Genomic DNA, 22,389 nt, shown 5'->3' on the forward strand with positions numbered 1-22,389 from the left:
GCGGTTGAAACAGACATAATTTCCCAAAAGTGTGATTTTTCCGGCAGGTATTTTTAACCTATTCGCTCGATTTCCGAGCTGACTGTCTAGTCAGTCAGAACTGAAATGCCATGAGAGGAATAGTGGATGTTTCATTCTTGTGGTTCTGCCGCCGCTAAAAATGCTTTTTCGGTCGCATGTCTGCTTGGCCTGTTGGCGGTGTCTGCGCACGCGGTGCCTCAATCCGTCACGGGGAGCGATCCTGTTCAAGAGCCCGTACAGGCGGCTCCGGGTGATGTGCAGCTGGAAGCAAACGGAAAGCCTAGTCACCCTTCAGCGGCCGTAACGCCTTTTACCAATAAAGCGTTAGGAGATCCTTTTGGCGCTCGGAGCTGGTTATTCGATCACGGAATTGATCTGACGCTAACCTATCTTACCGAAACGCTGGCCAATGTAGCCGGCGGTCGACGTTCGGGGATCGCCTACGATCATCAGATTACGATGGGAGTCGATGTAAATCTGCAGAAGCTGATTGGAGCGAAGGGATTGAGCTTTCGCATGCTGGGTGTTCAACGTGCCGGACGAGATGTAGCGAAAAATTACGTTGGCAATCTGACACTGCTCGAACCGCAACAGAGCTTCGGTGTCGGTGGGAACGTTTTATACCACCTTGTCCAGCTCTACTTACAGCAGAAGCTGGCGCATGATCGATTGACAATCACAGCGGGGTTTTATCCCCCTAATATGAGCTTCGGGTCATTTCCATTGGGATGTTATGCTTTGGATAATGTGACCTGTTCGCATCCCACAGCGGTTTCTGTTTCTTCACACTGGCGCTCTTGGCCTTACGCTGAGTTGGGTGCGCAGGTGGAATATGACCCTGTAAAATCAGTCTATACGCGCGTCGGGTTATTCCAAGATACGAAAAAAGACGGAGGCATTGCCGGCTTCACGATTACTACGGCATCCCTCGGAATTATGATTCCCATGGAGATTGGCTGGGAGCCGAATTGGGGGAAAAATAAGCTTCCAGGGCACTACAAGATTGGTGGTTATATCGACACCTCAGATAATAAGGATCTCTTCACCTCCGTAACAGGTGCGCCAATTGTAACTTCTCATGCTTCAGCACGGATCGAACGACAGCGAGGGGCAGCCTATATTGGTGGCGATCAAATGCTGTTTCGTTTCGGGCCGGGCCCACGTGACGGTCTGATCATCATGGGAATCGCCACGGATGCTACCGGTTCCTCTGTGCCGTTCCGGCATCAATATACGGCAGGTCTGATTGCACAACACTTCGTGCCGAACCGACCAGCGGATTATATGTCTGTCTTCTTTTCTAACCTTCAGGTTAATCCGAACTTGACGCGCACGCAGGAGCTTCAGCAGTCTCTCGGACTGGCGCTAAGCAATGGGGTGCATGCGGTCGAGACGAATATTCAGGTTCTTGAAATTAATTACTCTGCGAAGCTTTATCCGGGAGTTTCGATTGTGCCTGATTGTCAGATTATATTCAGACCAGATGCGGGTGATTATTATAATACGGCACTTGTGACAGGATTTAGAATCTTGGCGGATCTCTGATCATTTGGCTTTTTATAAAACTATCTCGGTTGCTTCGATCGGTGATTTTTCGAGCAGCGCTAGATTGACACGCTGTGTTCGGTTGCGGAATGTTCACGGAACTTTGGTATCGGGATCGGCGCGCGGTGGAGGTAATCTCTCATACGTGGCTTGAAGAGATCCATTTCTGTGTGAACAGGTGACGATGTCGCTTTCTTCCGGTTTTGCTGGCTTTTTCTGGCGGTTTGTCGCTGCACCCGTTGCAGTCATGGCTTTTCTGGTACCGGTCCACGCCGAGCCTGGGAAGGCTTCTGCCATGTTTGCGCCGCTTCCGGTGGTAGGAAGCCGCGATGTCATGAGTATTGAACCGCAGATAACGCGTCCGGATACGCCGTATTGTACGGTTGAGCTTTTTCCCGATCATGAATTTGACGGCCCGGCGGTCCGACAAGTTATTGATTACGCCCCACCCGTCGGGTGTCCGGGGCCATGGTCCCGGGTAGTCCTTGAAGCAGATTTCAGTGTCAGTGCAGGCCAGCAGTTTGACCGGACGGTGAGAGTAAGGCTCGGTGAGGTCAATATCCTGACCGGGACAACGGTTGAGCCGGCCCGCAGGCAGGGGGCGACGTGGCATGTCGAACGCGACCTTACCGATTATTCGGCGCTTCTAAGGCAGCCCGAGAAAGGTGATGCCGAGCTTCTGAATATTGTGACCGATCAGAACAACGGCCGCATAAAGGGGGCGGCCCGTCTGGTATTTTATAAGGCAGCTCCGGGCGCGCAGGCGCCGGACGTCCCCGATATTGTCCTTCCGCTGGACAAGGATCCCGTTTTCCTGACGGCGTCGTCGCCTGTGCTTAAAAGTGAGCTCTCCCTGCCGAGGAATGTGACGCGGTTGATGCTGGATGTTCTGGCGATGCCGCAGCAGGTGGATGAATTCTGGTATATGTGCATGCCTATTCATTATACCCCGGAGATGAACGCGGCACAGGACAGGACATGCGGTATTCCGTTCCGGGAAACCGAGGTGCGGGTGGACGGCATTCTGGCGGGAATTGCTCCGGTATTTCCGTGGATTTACACGGGCGGATTCAATGCGATGTTGTGGAAGCAGATTCCGGGAATCGAGACCCTGAATCTGCACCCGTATCGGGTAGATCTGACACCTTTTGCAGGACGTCTGAATGACGGCAGACCACATCATATCGACCTGAGCGTTGTGGGCGCGCGCCGGTATGTCGTCATGACCGGGACATTGCTCGCATGGCGTGATCCCGGACGGCAGGTTGTAAATGGTGAACTCGTCCGCTCTTCAGGAAAAACGGCCGCGATCACTGTTCATCAGGACATTCCGGTGCAGAAAAACGGGACAGGGAAATATACGACCCGTGCAGATCAGGCAGTCGAGGCTGTAGGCTATGTCGAAACGTCGCATGGTCGTGTCGAGACTTCGGTGAGCCAGAAGATGTCCTTCGAGAACGCTTACGCGCGCACGGATGGGGGCAGCAGTATCGTTCAGATCAACCGCCTGACGACCCGTCATGATCAGCAGGATTTACAGGGCCATCGTGGATATACTGTTGCGGAACGTTTTCCTCTGACGGTTCGTCAGGGAAAATCAGGGGCCGGCACAGAGCCGGCATATACCCTGAATGTGCAGCAGGGTCTGATACGGGAGATGGCGGGAACCTGGCCGGAGAATATCACGCCCCAGATGCGGCTTTTCATCGATGCGACGGCTGTCACCGGTGCGGGCAGGAATGGGGCTTTGACAGAGCACCGATCAAACACGTCGGAAGCCTGGCTGCAGATGGGAGATGGCCGGTCCAGATGCCATGAGCTAGCAGTTAAAAGCCTGAATGACGTTATCGTGTCGGTGAAGGACGACGCGGAATGTCGTGAGATTCCACAGCAGGAGCCCTGACAGAGGGCATTTTCCCTAAGGTCTCTTTGAACTAGAGTATTTTGATATCAAAACGTATCAATTGGGATATTCTGCCGTCTCGGGGATCGTTCGACGGAGAGGCCATCTCTAGGATAAACGCTCTCTCGTGGCAGCAAACGAGATCGTGTTCCAGGCGGTGGATTTTTTGGTATGAACAGGTCAGATTCCAGCCCCGGCTCTTTAAGGCGTATCAATCTCAACCTGCTTTATGCGCTGGATGCCATTCTCAATGCGTCATCCCTGACGGAAGCCGGACGACAGATCCGCCTCAGCCAGCCTGCGATGAGCGTTGCGTTTCGCAAGCTTCGGGATCAGTTCAATGATGAACTGATTGTCTATCCGTCCGGTGAGCGGATGTTGACGCCGCTGGCGGAAAAGCTGAGACCACGGGTCAAGAAACTACTGGCACAGCTGGACGAGACTTTCGGGCTTCAGCTGGATTTCGATCCCCGGACGAGCCGCAAGACATTCCATCTCTCGGCCCCTGAAAATCTGGCGACCATGCTGCTGGGGCGGGTTGTGCCCACGATGCTGTCCGAGGCGCAGAACATCAGGGTTGTCGTCTCCTCGCCGGGAAATACAAAGCAGAGCGAACTGTTCGAGGGCGGTGCGGACCTGGTGATCGTGCCGCATTCCCTTCTGGACCCGCGTTTTCCCGCTACAGAGCTCATGAAGGACGGTCTGTCATGCATGGTCTGGGACCGTCATCCGACGATTCAGTCGACCATCACTCAGGAACAGTATCTCGAGGCGCGACATGCTTCAGTATCGGAGGCTGTCTATGCAGCCGGACCGCAGAATGAAATTCTTTCCCAGAGAAATATCGTGGCAATGACAGGTCGTTACGGAACACTTCCTGGCCTGATCATCGGGACCGATCTTGTGGCGACGGGAAGTGGATGGGTCCTTCAGTATTATGCCTCGATGTTTCCTGTACGGGTTCTGAAGCTGCCATTTCCTGTGGAACTGGAGTCTGTTTTTGCCCAGTGGCCCGATCACAGGACGAATGATCCAGCACATCGCTGGCTGATGACGCATATCGACAGTTTCACTGCGACGCACCGTCGGGCCCATAAAAGCACCCATAAAAAAACATAATATTCATTATACACATTTATTATTTGTGGTTATGAAGCTTTTGTTGCTTTCCTACGGTGGAGAGTTCGCGGAAGGCATTTTCCTTCCGAATCCGAAACAAGAATCGGGCTTCTTCAGTCTGGCTTTTCCTTCTGTTTCTGAAGGGAAGCGGGAAGGAGGCTGCCATGGGAGAAAAGAGCGGCCATGCGACGTGACAGTTCCTCCGGAATGAAGATCTGCCGGAACGATGTCCGTCCTGCGGGTGGGGGCGCGTAATGGCATCCCGATCCCTTTTCCTGTCCGCGTTCGATTTCGGCTCTCCGCAGGATTGGCAGGCAAAAAGCCGGCCGCTCAGGAAAGCGGTTGTCCTGGGAAAGCTTGTGAGCATTTTCCTGTTTTCAAGACGATGGATCCTCGCCTGGTTTCTGCTTCTGGTCTGCCTGGCGATCCAGTTCGGCGGTGTCTACGGTTTCAGGATAGAAACGGATATCAGCAAGGCCGTATTTGATTCCATTCAGTACAAGGATTTCCCGGGCTTCGTCAGATATGCCTTGGAGTTCCTGCTCGTCGGATCGCTGGCTTACAGCCTGTCTTATCTTGGCGTGTATGTGCAGAATGTTTTCGAAATGCTGTGGCGCAACACGGTGACTGTTGCCCTCACAGGGAACTGGCTGTCCGGGAAAAGATTCTATTTCATTGAACGCAGTGAGCTTGTCGAAAATGTCGACCAGCGTCTTGCCGAGGACGTCAGGAATGTCGTCAACGGCGTATTTGGTATTTTCACCGGATGCCTGCGGGTCACCTTCACCATCATCCTTTATACCTCGCTGCTGATCACCAAATCGACTCCGGTGACGTATCATGTCTTCGGGCATGACATTACCACGCGTGCCGATCTTTTACTGGGAGCCTATCTCTCATCGATTATCGGAACTGGGGTCATTTTCCGGATTGGCCGGAAGCTGATCCGTCTCAACATGCGTCAGCAGCATTATGAGGCGGATCTGCGTTTTTCGCTGGTTTCGATCCGCCGACATGCCGAGCAGGTCGCGCTCATGCTTATGGAGCGGGTCGAGCATCTGCGGATTGCGGGCGCATTTTCCGCACTTGTGAACAACTATTTCGTGCAGCAGCGGATGGGGCTGATCATCTCCTTTGCGAGCCAGATCATCAGCCATGTTCAGCGGCTTCTGCCGCTCGCCCTTGCCGTGCCCCGCTACATGTCGGGCCGCATGACATACGGCGATATCATCCAGACGCAGTCGGTTTTCGTGACGCTGAGTTCGTCGCTGACATGGTTCATGCAGATGTATCCCATGTATGCGGAAACATCGGCGTCCTTTGACCGACTGTTCGTTCTGGTCGACGCGATCCAGACACCGGAAAAGGCTGAAATCAGTCTGCTGCGGGATGGACAGGACGACATCGTCGCCCGTGATCTGGTTCTGCGTGTACCCGAACAGGCGGAACCGGTTCTGGAAGTTCAGGAATGGACTGTCCGCGCCGGAGAAAAATGGGTCATTACAGGACCGTCTGGCAGCGGAAAAAGCACTCTTCTGCGGGCCATGGCAGGTCTCAGCTCCGAGGGAGAGGGGCAGATCTCGCTTCCCCGGGAGAGGCGGATCATGTTCCTGCCCCAGAGGCCCTATCTGCCGCACGGGACGCTGCTTGATCTCATGCTGCCGGACCAGCCGCATTCGCCTGAAAACCGCGCCCTCTGTGCCACGCTGCTTCGGCGCTTCCTGCTGCCCGGACTTGTGGATCAGCTGGATGTGGGGGGCGACTGGTCCCAGCGTCTGTCTCCGGGGGAGCAGCAGCGTTTTGCGCTCGCACGGGCCTTTGTCTCCTCGCCGGATGTTCTCGTTCTGGATGAGGCGACGTCCGGGCTCGACCAGGAAACGGCCGCCGCCATCTATCGCATTCTTCTGGACCATCCTGCCCTCACGCTCATCAGCGTCGTGCATGCGCGCGACCTCATGATGCTGCATTCAAAGCGGCTGCATATCGCAGGCGGGGTGGGACGGGTCATGGACAATCAGGAACCGCCTTCTGGCGCGCTCCTCTCTTTGCACAGGACATCCTGACATGCTTCAGCGTCATGAAATCAGCCGTCTCAGGCAGGATTTCGAGCAGATCGCGGACCGGGCCTTTTCTTTCGGGAAAACGGTGCATGCCGACGACGTCCAGATCTCGCTGCAGGAGACCGAAAGCTGGACGGTGGGAGCACGGAACCGCAAACCGCTTCAGCGGAACAGTTCGATCCGGCGCAATGCCTTCGTCAGCGTGATCTGCGACGGGATCCGGGCTTCGGCTGCTACCACGGATTTCTCCCCCGACGCCATAAAACGTGCCCTTCAGGCTGCGACCGACATTGCCCGCTATGGTGAGCGGGACGATCTTGCCGCCTTTGCCGATACGTCCGAATACTGCTCCGAGATCCGGGATCTGGATCTGTACCATCCCTGGGACATCGCCTACCCGGATGCGCTGGAACTGGCGCTGCAGACCGAAGAAAGTGCGTTTGCGGTCGATGCCTGCATTCATCAGACGGAAGGCGCATCCGTCTGGAGTTCGGCCGGTCTGTCGTTTCTTGCATCCAGCCGGGGATTCACGGGTTCGGTGCCGTGGAGCCAGCATGGTATTGCCTGTTCTCCCGTCGCCATGCGCGATGGTGCGCGCCAGGTTGAAAGCTGGTCCACCAGTGGTCGGCGTGCGACGCAGCTTGAGAGCCCGGAGCAGGTCGGGCGCATCAGTGGCACTCGTGCGCTTCAGGCCATTGGCGGCCGTCAGATTCCTACCGGGACATACCGGATCCTGATTGATGCTCCGACAGCGACAGGCCTGCTCGGGGAGTTCATGCGCGCCGTATCGGGACCGTTACTGCGGCAGGGAAACTCCTTCCTGGCAGGGGCGCTGGGGCAGGCTGCCTTTGCGGAGCATGTCAGCATTTCGGAAAATCCCTTTCTCCTGCAGGGGAACTCCAGTGCCCCCTACGACGCGGACGGGATTGCCGGCACGCAGCGCCATGTCGTGGAGCGGGGCATTCTGAAGGGATATTTCCTGGATCTCTACTCCGCCCGTTTCCTGAAAATGGCCCCCACCGGCAATGGCGGGCAGACCTACAACATGCAGATCTCGAGTTCCCTGACGCAGCCTTCCGACACGCAGGACGAGATGCTGAGGAAGCTCGGGACCGGCCTTCTGATTACCCACATGGCCGGCTCGTCCGATCTGACAACCGGAACATTCTCGCGCGCGGTGCGCGGGGCCTGGGTTCAGGACGGCCGGATCGTGCATCCGGTGGCCGGAGTCACGATTGCCTCGAATCTCAGGGAGATGTTCGCGGGGATTGTCGCGCTTGGGGCGGACGCCGTCGAGCGCGGACCGTTCCGTACAGGATCGTGGCTTCTGGAAAACATGTCCGTAGGCGGGAGTGCATAACATGGCAGGTCTTACGCAAAACTATCCCGCAGGACGCATCGACACGGCCCGTTCCACGCTGCTGGACCGTTATGGGCTGGATGAGGCTTTTCTTCAGAATGTCGCAGGCTCTGCGCTCGGGAAATGGGGGGATTTCGCAGATATCTATCTGCAGTCCCGCGCGTCCGAAAGCTGGCGTATCGAGAGCGGCAGGATCAAGGCCGGTGCGTTCGGGATTGACCTTGGCTATGGCATGCGGGTCCTGCGGGGCGCGGAAGCTTCCTTTGCTTCGTCGCAGCGGATCGACCGGGCGAGCATGCAGAAGACCGGACGGCTTCTGACGGAAGGCTATGGAAATGCCCCGGCAGTTCAGCCGGTTCCGGCAGTGACGCAGGACGGCCCGATCCGGGAGGATCTGTACGGCATTGCGGATCCGTTGCTGTCATGGAGTACGGATCGCAAAACCGCGCTGTTACGGTCCATCGATGCCCTGGCCCGGTCGCTTGATCCGCGTGTGGTCTCGGTCAATGCCAATGTCCATGCCTCGCACGAGACGGTCTGGCTGACGCGGCATGATGGATTTTCGAGCGGGGATGTCCGGCCCCTCATCAAGGTGGCTGTGATGGTGACGGTGCTGTCCAACGGACGGCGCGAAGTCGCGGGATCGGGTTTCGGCGGCCGTGCCGGATACGAGGTTCTGTCGGAAGAGGCCATCGAAGGGCTGGTTCGCAGAGTGGTCTCGTCCGCGCTGACCAAGCTGGAGGGGCAGCCGGCTCCCGCAGGTCCGATGACGGTCGTCATCGGGGCAGGCTGGAACGGCGTGCTTCTTCATGAAGCGGTCGGGCATGGTCTGGAAGGCGACTTCAACCAACGGGGCAGCTCGGCATTTTCCGGCCGGATCGGGGAGCGGATCGCCGCATCTGGCGTCACGATCCTGGATGATGGCACGGTTCCGGGCGGCCGGGGCTCTCTCAACATCGATGACGAGGGGGTCGGGAGCCAGCGGACGGTTCTGGTAGAGGACGGGATCCTGCGTGGCTACATGCATGATCTGCTGAGTGCCCGTCAGATGGGATGCGCGCCGACAGGCAACGGACGCCGGCAGTCCTATGCCTCCACGCCGCTGCCGCGGATGACGAACACCTATATGGAAGCCGGCACCCTGGAGCCCGGGGAAATCATTTCGTCGGTCAGCCACGGGATCTATGTCGACAACCTGTCTGGCGGACAGGTCGATGTGACCAGCGGCCGTTTCGTGTTCGAGGCCTCCGAGGCTTTCCTGATCGAGAACGGCCGGCTTGGGGCTCCCATAGCCGGTGCGACCATTCTCGGAAACGGACCGGATACGCTGAAACAGATCAGCATGATCGGGAATGACCGCATGCTCGATGGCGGAATCGGCGTGTGTTCGAAGTCAGGCCAGACCCTTCCTGTGGGGGTCGGACAGCCGACCCTGCGTGTCGACGGTCTCATCGTGGGGGGGAAAGGCTCATGACAGTCTCCTTCCCGCGGTCATCGTCAGAAAAATCGAATTCCTGAAAAGAGAAATCTCATGAGCGTTATCATTCCTGTGTCCCAGCGCGATTTCGATACGGTTGTTCTGAAATCGGAACTTCCTGTCGTGGTGGATTTCTGGGCGCCCTGGTGCTCTCCGTGCAAGCAGTTGCTGCCCATTCTGGACGACACGGCCGAAACCTATCAGGGCGAAGTGCTGTTTGTGAAAGTCAACGCTGACGAGAACCCTGAGATTGTCAGCCAGTTTCATGTGCGAGGCCTGCCGACGGTCATGCTGTTCTCTGACGGACAGGAACGGGAGCGGTTTACGGGTCTGCAGACCAAAAGCCGCATCGCAGCTTTCATTGACCGCAATCTCGAGGGTTGACCATGGCGCAATCCTTTCACGACAGTGCCAATCTCAAGCAGGCCATGGTCCAGAAAGCCCGTTCCTTCCAGGAATCGGGTGCCTGGGTCAGCCGGCCGCTTCACTGGGATGGCGAGACCGGAAGTCTGGTCGGAGCATTGCTGGAAAGCGAAGATCTGGACCAGTGGAGCAGCCAGTTCGGGTTGCCCAAGTGGCTGGCCTTATTGCTGGATATGGTCGCGGCAACCATTTCAACTCCTAAAGAAGGGATGGCCGCACAGCTCGCACTGCTGGAAGCTGTTCCGGTTGGGGTCGATCTGGATCGTCAGGGTAACCTGCTGATTCTTCGCTTCCTCAGGGAAACGGAAAAGGATCTGGCATTCCTGAATGCGGACCATCCGCTGCGGGTCTCTCTCAGGGATGCGATGGAACTGCATGACATGGAACTGGCGGGAGCGGCCCCCAAACCCGCTCTTTGGAGAAAGGTCCGCTCCGCTGCGATTGCCGAGACAGATCGCGCCGTCAAGGAAAGTCCTGAAGCCCAGTTCGGTGGCGTGATCGAAGCGGCGACCTGGAGTCCGCGAACATCCCGTTCAGTCGTTTCGGATACGTTCCGTTCATGGGTTAATGCGCGCCGGGATGCAGCAGTTCAGCGCCAGGTGGGCGAGAGGGGACTGCTGACGGTCAAGGAAACAAAAAGTCTTCTGGAAAAAATCCATGAAGAAGAAAAGAAGAAGCGAAAAGACAAAAAAGAATTCATCCATGTCTTTGGTATTCTGGAAGAAAAATATCCCAAAGAACATGCATCCATGATGGATTTCCTGCGAACCCAGCACAAGGAATCCCTGCAACAATGGGAAAATGCTCTCGGGATCCTTCTTGGTGTTTTCGAAGCGGCACATTGTCCGGACCGATGTACCTGCTGATGCGGTAGTCTGACCCTACCGCAAGCTGAGCCTTAATCTGAGTATCGGAAATATTCACGAATAAACGCGTCATCATCGGAAGAAAGCAGGGGGAAGAAATGAGTATTTCGTATCTAAAGCGTAACGTATCGTTGTGCGTTACTGCCGGTCTGCTGGGGATCTATATGCCTGCCTATGCCGCCGATGAAAATTCGGGACGGAAAGGCAACGGGGCAGTCGCAGGCAGTGTGTTTGTCCTGCCGCGACAGCCACTCCGTACGACGGTTCAGGAAATTGCCCGTCATGCCCATGTTACCGTAACGATCGGTCAGGAGGTTCCTGATACGGTTTACGCGCCTGCGGTGAAAGCCAAAACCGCAACCGAAGCCTTCCGGCAGGCTCTGTATGGCTCGGATTATGCCATTTATTCTGACAAGAACGGCATGTTCTACGTGCGCCGGGCCAATGCGGGACATGTGGAAAACATGAACGTCATTGCGAAGCGGAACGAGGCCGAGACACAGTATAACGTTGATTCTTCTGCATCTTCCACACGTACGGGTGGCTCGATCAGGGACCTCCCGCAGTCGTCACGGACCATCACCAGTGCCCTTATCGCGGATCAGCAGATCCAGACGATTGCTGACGCCATGCGGAATGCGAGCGGCATGACGGTCAACCGGAGCAACCTGCAGGGTTCCAACAGCTATACCGTACGTGGCTGGACGGCGACAGGAATGACAAATGGTATGCTGGACCCCACCGGCGCCATGCAGCCGACGGCCAATGTCGAGCGGGTTGAAGTTCTGAAAGGTCCGGCGGCTCTTCTTTCGGGCGGCAACAACATGGGTGGTTCGGTCAACGTGGTGACCAAGAAACCCGTGGCGGAGAACCTGCTCAATATCGAAGGCATGTATGGCTCTTATGACGACCGCAAAATTACGGTCGATGGGTCCACGGCTCTCAATCATTCCAAGACGCTCAGTGCACGTATCATCGGCGATTTTGCCGATCAGGACCGGAACTGGGCCGGCTACAAGGGACGTAAGGAATATTCGATTGCACCCTCGATCCGCTTCAAGAACCGCTCGGTTGACGTCACGGTCGGGGTGGAGAACTCGAAGGTTCGGCAGCCACAGACCGGTTATGCGGTGATCCCGACAGTTGGATCGGACCCGCAGATTGTGACGTATGGACATGCCTTCGGTCCCGATAATCAGGGGATCACCATGTGGAATACGCGCTGGTTCTATGAAACGACCTGGAACATCAACCACTGGCTCACTTTTGTCAGCCGGAGCCATGTGTCCAATTCCACGACCCTGGTGGATATGTATGGTCCTGCCGCGCATGTGGGAGGGATCAACTACCTCATCATGCAGTCAACGGACAAACAGGTCTCAACCCAGTATGCAACGGATGATTATTTCAGGGCAAAATTCAAGACATTCATTTTCAAGCATACGATTTCTGTCGGTCTGAACTATTCGGATTACACGGTCTCTGACTATAGCCCGCCGTCTTCCGAGCAGACGGTATTTACGACTGTTCCCATCAACAAAACGCCAAATCTCTCGCGTTTTTATCCCGCGACCATCTTTCAGTACAGTCTGGGATCGCGACAGCTCGGGTTCTATGGGCAGGATCTGATCGAATACGGGCGCTTCCATTTCTTTGGTGCCATCAGACATACGGGCTACCGTTCCTGGGGAAACACCTCTGCTGCCAAGAAAATCGGCAAGATCTCTCCGATCGCCGGTATGGTGGTCGATCTGAACAAGCAGTTCTCGGTCTATGCGAGCTGGGTGAATGGATTTACGCCCAATTTTGCCATGGGCACGGACAACAAGCTTCTGCCTTCGCAGACGACGACCAATCTTGAAGCGGGTGTGAAGGCGCAGTTCTTCAACAAGAAACTGGACGTCGTGAGCTCAGTCTATCGTCTTGACCAGAGTAATTATCCAATTCTGGCCGCCGGCTCTAGCAACAGATATATCGTGCTCCCCGGGATGCGGACCCAAGGCGTGGATATCGATGTGAGCGGTACTCTTCTTCCCGGCTGGCAGATTTCGGGCAGCTTTACGTATGCAGGCTTCCGCTTCCTGTCTAACAGCCTTGAGAAATACATCGTCGCCGCACAGCCGAAGGTGAAATACAGCCTGTTCATGAGCTATGTTCTCCAGAGCGGGATTTTCAAGAACGCCGGCATGTCCTTCGGCGTATACGGAAATGGCAGCAGCGCCGCCGTCTCCTATTATCCGAAATACACCATCGGGCCGCAGCATGAACTGGATATCAATTTCCTGTACTCTTACAGGAAGCTGAAATTCAATTTCGGCATTACCAATCTGGAAAACCGGAACATTTTCGGTGTGACCAGCACCCCGTCCTATGTTTCCGTAAGTGGCCCTCGCATGTTCCGTGGAACGATCTCTTATTCGTTCTTCTGATCTCGATTATTTATCCTGCCGTATTCACGGCAGTTCAAAGAAGGGCCTGAAGGTCGGGGGCGAAAGAGCCCCCGACGGTTGGGTCAGGCCGGTGGCTGGGACTGCATGACGAAGTGCAGTTCGCCACCGGCCCGTACGTCCTGCTGACGCAGGAACGGGGTGGTGAGAGGCTGGCCGTTGAGTGTCATCTGACCGACATAGGGATGGGCATCGTCCAGATTGTCAGCCGTGACCGTAAAATCATGGCCGTTACCCAGATGCATGACAGCATGTGCAACGAACGGACGGCCGATCGCATATTCCTGACTGGCCGGCGCGACCGGATAAAATCCCATTGCAGTGAACAGATACCATGCCGACATCTGGCCCAGGTCGTCATTGCCTGCTAGCCCGTTCGGACGAAGGGCATACTGCGTCTGCATGATCTGCGTCAGGCGCTGCTGGGTTTTCCATGGAGCGCCCGCATAATCATACAGATAGGCGACATGATGATCCGGCTCGTTGCCATGGGCGTACCAGCCGATCAGACCGCTGATATCCTCGACATTCCTGAAAATTGCGGGATCGACCTTGGCGTCGAACAGCTCGTCGATCCGGGCGGTGAATTTCTCCCGTCCGCCCATGACCTTGATAAGCGCCGGGATATTCTGCGGCACATACCATGAGTACTGCCATGCATTGCCTTCGGTGTAGTCGCTTCCATAGGCTGCGGCGGCAGGAGTGAAGGGGGTGTGGAAGCCCCCCGACGACAGGCGGGCGCGCATGAATCCCGTCTGAGGATCCCACACTTTCCGCCAGTTGTCGGACCGCTTTTCGAATGTCCGTGCCACGTCTGTCTTGCCCATCGCCCGCGCCATGCGGGCAAGCGCCCAGTCGTCATAGGCGTATTCCAGCGTCTTGGAAGCGCCTTCGGCTTCCTTGTCGATCGGGACGTAACCGATCTTCATGTAATCGGTCAGATCACCATAGGGACCATAGGTCGCACTGCGGATCATGCCCTTGAGCGCGGCCTCGGCATCAAAGCCCCGCACACCTGCCAGATACGCATCGGCAATGACCGGCACGGCGTGATACCCGATCATGCACCACGTCTCGAGCCCCTGATAGGCCCAGATCGGCAGCAGACCGAACGGGCTTGTCTGCTGGGATGCGATGAGCGAGCGGATGAAATGTGAGCTCATATCCGGGCGCAGAATGGCCAGAAGCGGCTGCTGCGCGCGATAGACGTCCCACATCGACCAGGTAGAGTAGAACTCGAATCCGTCCGCCCGGTGACGCTGATAATCCGGTCCGGTGAAATCGCCGTTCGCATCCATGCTGAGCGTTGGCGCAAGCATGACATGATAGAGCGCGGTATAGAACTGTGTCCGCTGATCCGGTGTACCCTGCATGTCGATGACCGAAAGGGCCTTGTTCCATGCTTCGAGAGCCGCCTTGCGCTGGGCGTCGAAGTTCCAGTCCTGTCCCTCGCCATCAAGATTGGCAATGGCGTTTTCTTCACTGACCGGTGAGATGGATGTCTTCACCAGAAGCGGCTCTTTCAGGTTCCCGAAATCGAACACGCCTTCCAGTTCCCGGCCGTTCTGCGCCTCATGATCAACGGGATGGTTCCCCGGACCGCCAAAGCCGCGATAGGCCACTTTCGTTTCGCGATCATAGAGCGTGCGTCCGACCATGGGCCTGGAGAAGTGCATGGCAAAGCACAGCGTGCGCCCCGGTGCCCAGCCCCGTGTCGTCCGGCAGCCCGAAACCGTCCCATCGGCCGCGACATGCAGCCGCGCCCACAGCACCTTGCCTGGATAGTCATAGATGCTCGGCCGTAGATCCAGTAGCAGATGCGCGGGTTTTCCCTTGGGGAAGGTATAGCGGTGCCAGCCCACCCGGCGGGAGGCGGTCAGTTCGGCACGGATCCTGTAATCATCGAGCGTCACCGCGTAATAGCCCGGCTTCTCGATCTCCGTGGCGTGGCGGAAGCGCGAGCGATATCCGCTTGCGGGTACAGCAGCGTCTCCCGGCTCCAGCCGGACGTCGTCCCCGGAAATCGGCATCACGAGCACGTCGCCGAGGTCGGAATGGCCCGCACCCGAAAAATGCGTGTGTGAGAAGCCCATGATCGTCGGGTCATCATACTGATAGCCCGCCGCCCAGGCGTAGGAATGATGGAAGTCCGTCATCGCCGTATCAGGGGAAAGCTGGATCATCCCGAAGGGTACGGTCGCGCCGGGATAGGTGTGTCCTGCTCCCCCCGTTCCGATCCGTGGATCCACGGCAGAGGCGGGAGACGTATCCGCAGGAACCAGGGCCGGCGCCGCCATGGCGAGAGGAGCGGTCCCGGACAGCAGGGTCGCGACCAGAAAACTTCGGGCTAATCTGCAAAGCGCCATAACGGTCTAACTCCGTGAGTGAGAAGATCCGGGCGGCTGTTACATCCAGTGCCCCCGGATCTTCTGGGCGAAAGGGTTTATTGTGCTGAGGGGGAGGTGTGCCCCAGCAGTTCGAATTCCCCAGCCTCGGCAGAGACCGGTTTCAGTACATGCCAGCGATACATCTGGTGCGTGGCGCCTTTCGGCAGCAGGAACGGCCGTGTCTGGTGTTGCCAGGGGAATGCCTCGCCCGCCCGGTGATCCACCACCTGCCACGTCCTGTTGTCGTCGGACGCCAGGATCTCCCACGCGGAAGGCGCGAGATCGGGCCTGCCGGTTGATGTGACGGTGTAGGCCAGAGCCGATGCGTCTGCCGATACAGTGACCGTCACATCCGTACCACCAATGGGTGCTGATGTGAGCGCGTCATTGTCGAACAGCGCGTCCGGCCCGGTATGCGTCGCGCCCGGGACATCTGCCAGATCGACCGCTGGGCTCGGCGTCTGTCCGGCTGGTGTCAGCGACGGCAGGGAGGCGTCCGGTGAGCTTCCCCAGTGCGAGGGTTGTGGCCCCATCTGGAAAGTCAGATCACCACCCCCGGCAATTTCGTCATGGCTCAGCCACCAGCGCGTTAGCGACCTGCCGTTCAGGCTGACGGACTGGACGAAGCGGTTGCGGTCACTCACGCCCGGAGCATGAACCGTGAGAACCCGATCCTGCCCGACCGTCAGGCGCATGGTCTCAAAGCGCGGTGCACCGATGGCGTAGGTCGGCGTGCCCATGCGCAGGGGATAGAAACCTGCCGCACTGAAGACCCACCAGGCGGACATCTCGCCATTGTCCTCATCCCCCGGATAGCCCTGTCCGATCGACGTTCCGCGATAGAGCCGGTTCATGACGTCGCGGATCTTGTCCTGCGCTTTCCAGGGCTGCCCGGCATAGTCATACATGTAGAGGATATGATGCGCGGGCTGGTTGCTGTGGCTGTACTGACCCATGCGGATATCGTGCATTTCCCGCATTTCATGGATCACCCCGCCATAATCGCCCGTGTGGTAAACGCCGGGCGTCGCGAAATATGCGTCCAGCTTCCGCGCCAGCCCATCGCGGCCGCCGTAAAGACTGGCGATCCCCTGTCCATCCTGAACGGGATCGAACGCCATCGTCCAGGCATTCGTCTCGGTATAGTCGCCGCCCCAGGCGAGCGGATCGAACTGCGCTTCAGAAGCTCTCCACCGGCCATCCGGCCGACGGCCAACGAAAAATCCAACCTCGTGATCGAAGAGATTGACGTAATTCAGCGCCCGGTTGTGCAGATACCAGCTTTCCGCCGCATAATTGGTCTGTGCCGGGCTGTCAGCCGGAGCGGAAGCGGCCAGGGAGGCGGCCATCTCGCCGAGGGCAAAATCATTGAGGGTCGCAGCATTGGACCAGGACAGCGCCTCGTCCGTATCGGTGTCGGTATAACCCCGGAATGCCGAGCGGTTGAGCCCTTTGCGTCCGACGCCAGGATCATCGGGCATGACGGTCGCATCCTTCAGACCGGCGCGATAGAACGAAGACGCATCGAAATTGCGGACATGCTTGTCATAAGCATCCGCGAAAGCCACATCCGCGCTCGTCCCGGTCATGAGGTCCGCATAACCGGGGGCGGACCAGCGTGCGATCCAGCCGCCTTCCCGGTATTGCTGGACGAAACCGTCGATGAGTTGCCCGTCTTCTTCCGGCGTCAGCAGGGCATAGGCGGGCCACGCTGTGCGATACGTGTCCCAGAACCCGTTATTGACATAGAGAGGCCCGTTTACGACCGGAACCCCGGTCTGCGTCGGGCTGTCGGGATGCAGCCGCGCACCGAACGGGCTGGCATGTCGCAGGCGTGGTGCACTAGCGGTGCCGACATTTTCTGCCGCGTTATTGGGATACAGATACATCCGGTAGAGATTGCCGAAGAGCGTGCGCTGTTCGTCGAGTGGGGCGCCAGGGATCTGCACGCGAGCAAGCCGACTGTTCCACGCCCTCTTCGCAGTTTCCGCCACGGTTTCGAGCGTAGTGCCGGTTGGCAGTTCGAGGGCGAGGTTACGCCGAGCCTGTTCGAGACTGATGAGCGACGTGGCGATCCGGATCGTGACGGTCGGGTCCGTCTTCGTGTCGAACGCCGCCCAGGCCTGCACGTTGTCCCGCTTCTGTCCGCTCAGGCGCCCCTGTGCGATGGCGTGACGGTCGAATTCAAGATGGACATACATCCGGCTCGCGCCTGTGGAGAGCTGGCTGGCGACGTCGGTGTACCCGTCGGCACTACGTCCGTCCGGAGCAATTTTCAGGCTGCCCTGATTGGTGATGTTGTCGAAGACGACCTGCCCCTGATCTGTGCCCGCGGGATAGCGGAAGCGCAGGATGGCGGCATGATCGGTCGGGGCCATCTCGGCCACAATCCCGTTGTCCAGCGTAACGGCATAACGGTAGGGCAGGGCGGTTTCGTGGTCGTGTGTGAAGCCGATAGCCCGTGCCGTCCGGTCTGCGGAAGGTGCTTCGGGTCCGGCCGCGGGCATGATCTGGAAAGTGTCGTGATCGCCCATCCAGGGGCTGGGTTCGTGGCTGAGGGACAGGGCTTCGAGGCGCGGGTGGTTATCGGGGCCGTTGCGCTCCTGATACTGGTAAAGCCAGTTGGAGTTGCCACGCGTCACGGGCGTCCAGAAGTTGAACCCGTGAGGGACCGCGATGGCAGGGAAATTGTTTCCCCGCGAATAGCGGCCGTTCGCATTGGTCCCGCGTCGTGTGTCCACAAGATCGGCCGGTGTCAGGCCGCTGGGATCGGGAACATCCGTGATGGAAACCGCATCGAAATAAACGCGCCGGGCCGTGCCCTTTGACGCGCGGGACGTGAGTTCAATGGCGGCAACGGTTCGTCCTGCAGCGACCTCGCCGAGAGGGACATCAACCAGTGTCCACTGATTGGGGTAGAGCGCCCGGCCTGCTCCCTGACCTTGCGCCGTCAGTTCGGCTCCGGACAGATCGCGGGCACCGAGCGTGGAGGCTCGGGTGCCGTCCGTGAACAGGACGTCCAGGCTGGTATAGGTCGCTTCATCCGTCAGGGACAGCGGGTCGGCGACCGGGAAAATCGCGTAGGTGAGGTGGGAGCGGCGTCCGATGGAGAGGCCGTGACCGGGTTTGGCAATGATCGTGTGAACAGAAGCCGCTGTTGCATCAAGGCGGAGCGTTTTCGTTCCGATCAGGCCGCTGCCGGCACGGGCCGTAATGACCTCGCCCTTTGTAGGACCATCGGCGCTGGAGAGAGCCCAGCCTGACCCGGAACCCGTCTGGACCGCGAGGGGCGCAGACATGTCCGAAAGGCTGGAGGGGACGGGGGCTGAAAAGGCTTGCGGCACCCCCATGGCGATTGTCGCCATGAGGAATGCCGCGCGCGAATGGGATCGCCTGATTGTATTTTGCATCACGCCTTACAGTGTTGCCGTAACTCCGAAGCGGAAGGCCCGCCCAAGAACACCATTCTGGGCCCAGGACGAATTGTAAAGGTAGGAACCGTAGGTGCCGAAGTCATACGGGGCCTTGAAACCGGCCAGATTGTAGATGTTGACGTAGCCCGCCCACTGTTTGTTGAACTGGTAGTTCACAGTCATGTCGATGTCCCAGAAGTGGCGGACATTGCACTGGGAGGGATAGAAGCTGCTGACGTCCTGATAGAGCGCGTATTTGCAGTTTCCAGCCGTGCCTGGACCATCATTGTCTTCCGCCGTGCCGTGATAGCCGCTGGTGTAATAGACCGTGAACGTCGTCGAGAGCTTGTTCCATGTGAAGGTATTCTGCCAGTTGGCACGCCAGCGCGGCGTACCCGACGCCGAGGTCGTGTTCCACGGGCCTTCGGTTCCTGCAAAGCGTTCCACGCCCACGCCCGGGATGGTCTGGTTGAAGCGGTGCACCCATGTTGCGTGGCCGTTGCTGTACCAGTTGATCATCTTCAGCGGACCGGGCAGGCGATGGCTGATCGAAAGATTGAGATCCACGCCGTCGGTCATCATGCTGTCGGCATTGATATAGGACGACTCAATGATGCCGGCGCGGCGTGGTGCGTCAGGATGCAGCGGATCCGCAACGTCGGGGATCACCGTGTCGCCGTCGATCGTGACCGTCTTGTTGGTGTTCAACGCCTCGTAAGCCGATGCCACAGTGGCTGCCGGGATCGGATTGGAGACAATGACGTTCTTTTCGCGGATGTACCAGTATTCCGCACTGAACGTCATCCACGGGACGGGATGGAAGACCGGACCGCCCGTGAAGGTATTGTTCGTCATGGGCTTGAGGTTCGGATTGCCAATGCTTTCGCCACCCAGGCTGTAGGCCTGAGCATAGTCGTCCTTGGTCCCGTTGGCATTGAGGTGCTGGTTGATCCAGGTCAGGTTCGACGGACCATAAGACGTGTAGCCAATCGTGGTGCCGTTTGTTTCGTAGAAACTCGGAACCTGGAAACCCTGGGACCACGTTCCGCGGAGCATGAACTCCTTGGTCGGCTTAAAGGTGACACCGATCTTCGGGGAAAAGTGGCTGAATCCCGTGGAGTAGGAGTCGTAACGTCCCTGGAAATCGGCGTTCAGCATTTTCACGATCGGCGCATTCAGCTCGAAATATCCGGAATAGACATATCGATGGCCGATCGCGCTGAACGGATTGATGCCTTCATACTGGTTGTTGACGTCGTTGGGATCGATCGGGTTGGCATTCGGAGCGTTGAAGCCTTCGTAACGGACGTTGGTTCCGACAGCCAAGTTCAGCATTCCGCCCGGCAGTCGCACCAGCCCCTTGGTGACAGAAGCCTGCCAGGAGTATTCTTCCGTCTTGGAGTGGACGATTTCCGTCGGCGCGATGGCGCGCTTTGCGGCAGTGGAGTTTGCGGCCTGATCAACGAAATTATACGTGCCGTTCTCGATCGCATAATCAAGATCAGCGATATTGATGTTGTTGTCATATCTGGTGGAAAGGTCGGTATTCATGCCGACAAAACTGGAATCATAGTTCCAGTCCCCGCCCCAGTTGGAAGGCTCCCAGCCGGTCAGATGCATGGAGCCGCGATAGTTCTGCGAGAACTGGGTCTCGGCCGTGGGGTCGATGAAACGACCGTAAATCTGTGCGCTTTCGCCGAGGGACGCATAGGGATTGTTGGGGTTCAGCGAACCATTCGGCAGATAGGCAGGGGCAAGTACGCCTTCGCTTGTTCCAAGCTGGGACTGTGTGTTGGCGTAGAACGCGCTCGGAGTACCCGTATAATAGGACAGGTTCTGCGAGTAGGTGAACATGCTCACCAGCTTCGCGCGCGGGCCAAGTTTGACCGTGAGATGGGCGGTTGCTTCCACGCGGCGGTCATAAGGTGAGACGACGCCGTATTTTGAGACCTTGTCCTGTTGGCACATGGTGCTCACCGAACCTGTCGGCGTGCCTGCGACATAGCCCGAATGGGCTCCGGACAGTCCGTTGCATCCGGAGGTGGGATTCAGCAACTGATAGCCGCTGAGCGCTTTGCCGTTGCTGTCGACAGCCTGTGCCACGGCGCCTGTGGTCTGCGTGACGGCGTTTGTAAATGTGCCATCGGAACCCAGCAGGTTGCCATCAGCGTTTCCGCCGCCAATGCCCGTGAGGTTGCTCGTATTGTATGGATAGCCGAGCTGGCTGTTGGTAATCATGTCATCGGACTGGTATTCCGAGTTGACGTAGAAGTTGTAGCCATCCTTATCCAGGTCGCCCACGCCGTAATTCGCGTAGAGGCGCTGATGGCCGCCATACCCACCCTGGTTGAGGCCGCCTTCCGCGTTGCCTTCGAAGCCCTTGATCTGTTCGCGCGTGATCATGTTGATAACGCCGGCAACAGCGTCGGCACCATAAAGTGCCGAACCACCGTCCTGCTGGACGTCGATGGTCTGCACCAGGGACGAGGGCATCCAGTTCGTATCGACGAAGTTTCGCGCGCCATCATCGCCCGCTGGGTAGTAGGACAGGCGCATACCGTCCATCATCACGAGCGTAGCGGAGGTCTGGAGACCACGCAGGGACGGCGCGGACGCACCACCCGCGAAAGCGCCATTCGCGGAAAACGCGTTCGTCAGGTTGCCCGAACCGTTGGATGACAGAAGCTGAAGGGCATCCGTCACGGTCTTGATACCGCGCTGCTGAAGCTGTCTGGCGGTAATCTGCTCGATCGGCGAAGCGCTGCTCAGGTTCTTGTCGCGGAACAATGTGCCCGTGACAACAACGCTCTCGGCGTGCGTCGAATTGACGCCGGCATCGGTCGCGTTTTTCAAAGTCGCCTTGCGCGATGCCGTGGTAGCGGGCGTCTTGCCCGTTGCAGAGCGGCTGGAAACCTTGTTCTGTTTTGTACTGTCAACGCTGTCCTGCGCGCTATTGACAGCCTGGGCCTGTGCCGAGCCAACGGGAGCCGCGACAGCGACACCCGTCAACGCAGAAAAGGCGAAAAGTATGATGTTCCGACGTGAGGTTGACCTGACTTTCATGGAAAAACAATCCTCAAGCTGAGCAGGAAACTGGGGATTAGTCACGGGAAAGCATCGTTCTGAAACAATAACGTACAATGTTTGATAGCTTGACTCGATTGTTACAAAAACTGTTTATTCTTACAAAAAATCATCAAAAATAAGATTCATTGGGGGTGTTGCATAAAAGCACATACATTTCTTAACTGTAGCGTTGTATACAATATGTACTCGACAATGTTGAAAGACATATATGTCTCAGCGCCCTCTCCCCTGGTCAGGGAGAAGGGCGAACAATTATCGGTTTGTATCGTAATGAGCGCCCC

General features: G+C 57.6%; 12 protein-coding genes. 9 read left to right on the top strand and 3 right to left on the bottom strand.

The genetic code is table 11. The features are described from left to right. The first annotated feature begins 126 nt into the window (after positions 1-126). The 9 genes from GLS_RS07250 (at position 127) to GLS_RS07290 (ending at position 13,203) form a co-directional block, all read left to right on the top strand. Positions 127-1,566 (top strand): carbohydrate porin, encoded by a 1,440-nt coding sequence (locus GLS_RS07250; RefSeq protein WP_041111713.1) that lies wholly within the window; start codon positions 127-129, stop codon positions 1,564-1,566. Positions 1,567-1,900: 334 nt separating this feature from the next. Continuing rightward, positions 1,901-3,469 carry a peptide-N4-asparagine amidase gene (locus GLS_RS07255; protein WP_158413636.1) on the top strand — a complete coding sequence of 523 codons (1,569 nt, stop codon included), beginning with the start codon at positions 1,901-1,903 and terminating at the stop codon, positions 3,467-3,469. A gap of 171 nt (positions 3,470-3,640) precedes the next feature. Continuing rightward, positions 3,641-4,588: a LysR family transcriptional regulator gene (locus GLS_RS07260; RefSeq protein WP_041111714.1), complete on the top strand. Its 948-nt coding sequence runs from the start codon at positions 3,641-3,643 to the stop codon at positions 4,586-4,588. Positions 4,589-4,947: 359 nt separating this feature from the next. After that, the gene (locus GLS_RS07265) at positions 4,948-6,651 is read left to right on the top strand and encodes an ABC transporter ATP-binding protein/permease (protein ID WP_158413637.1); all 1,704 of its coding nucleotides are present in this window, start codon (positions 4,948-4,950) and stop codon (positions 6,649-6,651) included. Between the two features lies 1 nt (position 6,652). Beyond that, positions 6,653-8,008 carry a TldD/PmbA family protein gene (locus GLS_RS07270; RefSeq protein WP_052327514.1) on the top strand — a complete coding sequence of 452 codons (1,356 nt, stop codon included), beginning with the start codon at positions 6,653-6,655 and terminating at the stop codon, positions 8,006-8,008. A gap of 1 nt (position 8,009) precedes the next feature. After that, positions 8,010-9,482, top strand: a complete 1,473-nt coding sequence (locus GLS_RS07275) for a metallopeptidase TldD-related protein (protein ID WP_041111716.1) — start codon at positions 8,010-8,012, stop codon at positions 9,480-9,482. A 57-nt stretch (positions 9,483-9,539) separates the two neighbouring features. Next, positions 9,540-9,869 carry a thioredoxin gene (trxA, locus tag GLS_RS07280; RefSeq protein WP_041111717.1) on the top strand — a complete coding sequence of 110 codons (330 nt, stop codon included), beginning with the start codon at positions 9,540-9,542 and terminating at the stop codon, positions 9,867-9,869. A gap of 137 nt (positions 9,870-10,006) precedes the next feature. Continuing rightward, a complete protein-coding gene (locus GLS_RS07285; RefSeq protein ID WP_148295906.1) occupies positions 10,007-10,774 on the top strand; it encodes a hypothetical protein in 768 nt (255 codons plus the stop codon). Positions 10,775-10,938: 164 nt separating this feature from the next. Continuing rightward, the gene (locus tag GLS_RS07290; RefSeq protein WP_158413638.1) at positions 10,939-13,203 is read left to right on the top strand and encodes a TonB-dependent siderophore receptor; all 2,265 of its coding nucleotides are present in this window, start codon (positions 10,939-10,941) and stop codon (positions 13,201-13,203) included. 83 nt (positions 13,204-13,286) lie between these two features. On the opposite strand, the gene GLS_RS07295 is transcribed toward GLS_RS07290, so the two are convergent. From GLS_RS07295 to GLS_RS07305, 3 genes are all read right to left on the bottom strand, one after another. Beyond that, positions 13,287-15,518, bottom strand: coding sequence for a GH92 family glycosyl hydrolase (locus tag GLS_RS07295; RefSeq protein WP_052327515.1), 2,232 nt, complete (start codon positions 15,516-15,518; stop codon positions 13,287-13,289). 146 nt (positions 15,519-15,664) lie between these two features. Continuing rightward, a complete protein-coding gene (locus GLS_RS07300) occupies positions 15,665-18,973 on the bottom strand; it encodes a GH92 family glycosyl hydrolase (RefSeq protein ID WP_226986541.1) in 3,309 nt (1,102 codons plus the stop codon). 51 nt (positions 18,974-19,024) lie between these two features. After that, on the bottom strand, positions 19,025-22,084 hold the full coding sequence (locus GLS_RS07305) for a TonB-dependent receptor plug domain-containing protein (RefSeq protein WP_080691920.1): 3,060 nt from the start codon (positions 22,082-22,084) through the stop codon (positions 19,025-19,027). Positions 22,085-22,389 lie beyond the last annotated feature (305 nt).

Origin of the sequence: Gluconobacter oxydans DSM 3504 (genome assembly GCF_000583855.1) — a bacterium.
GTDB lineage: Bacteria > Pseudomonadota > Alphaproteobacteria > Acetobacterales > Acetobacteraceae > Gluconobacter > Gluconobacter oxydans.

Bases quoted from the DNA above. Each gene is read 5' to 3' on its own strand.
- GLS_RS07250 (WP_041111713.1), top strand. From the start codon at position 127: ATGTTTCATTCTTGTGGTTCTGCCGCCGCTAAAAATGCTTTTTCGGTC.
- GLS_RS07255 (WP_158413636.1), top strand. From the start codon at position 1,901: ATGAGTATTGAACCGCAGATAACGCGTCCGGATACGCCGTATTGTACG.
- GLS_RS07260 (WP_041111714.1), top strand. From the start codon at position 3,641: ATGAACAGGTCAGATTCCAGCCCCGGCTCTTTAAGGCGTATCAATCTC.
- GLS_RS07270 (WP_052327514.1), top strand. From the start codon at position 6,653: ATGCTTCAGCGTCATGAAATCAGCCGTCTCAGGCAGGATTTCGAGCAG.
- GLS_RS07275 (WP_041111716.1), top strand. From the start codon at position 8,010: ATGGCAGGTCTTACGCAAAACTATCCCGCAGGACGCATCGACACGGCC.
- trxA (WP_041111717.1), top strand. From the start codon at position 9,540: ATGAGCGTTATCATTCCTGTGTCCCAGCGCGATTTCGATACGGTTGTT.
- GLS_RS07290 (WP_158413638.1), top strand. From the start codon at position 10,939: ATGCCTGCCTATGCCGCCGATGAAAATTCGGGACGGAAAGGCAACGGG.
- GLS_RS07295 (WP_052327515.1), bottom strand. From the start codon at position 15,518: ATGGCGGCGCCGGCCCTGGTTCCTGCGGATACGTCTCCCGCCTCTGCC.
- GLS_RS07300 (WP_226986541.1), bottom strand. From the start codon at position 18,973: ATGGCGACAATCGCCATGGGGGTGCCGCAAGCCTTTTCAGCCCCCGTC.
- GLS_RS07305 (WP_080691920.1), bottom strand. From the start codon at position 22,084: ATGAAAGTCAGGTCAACCTCACGTCGGAACATCATACTTTTCGCCTTT.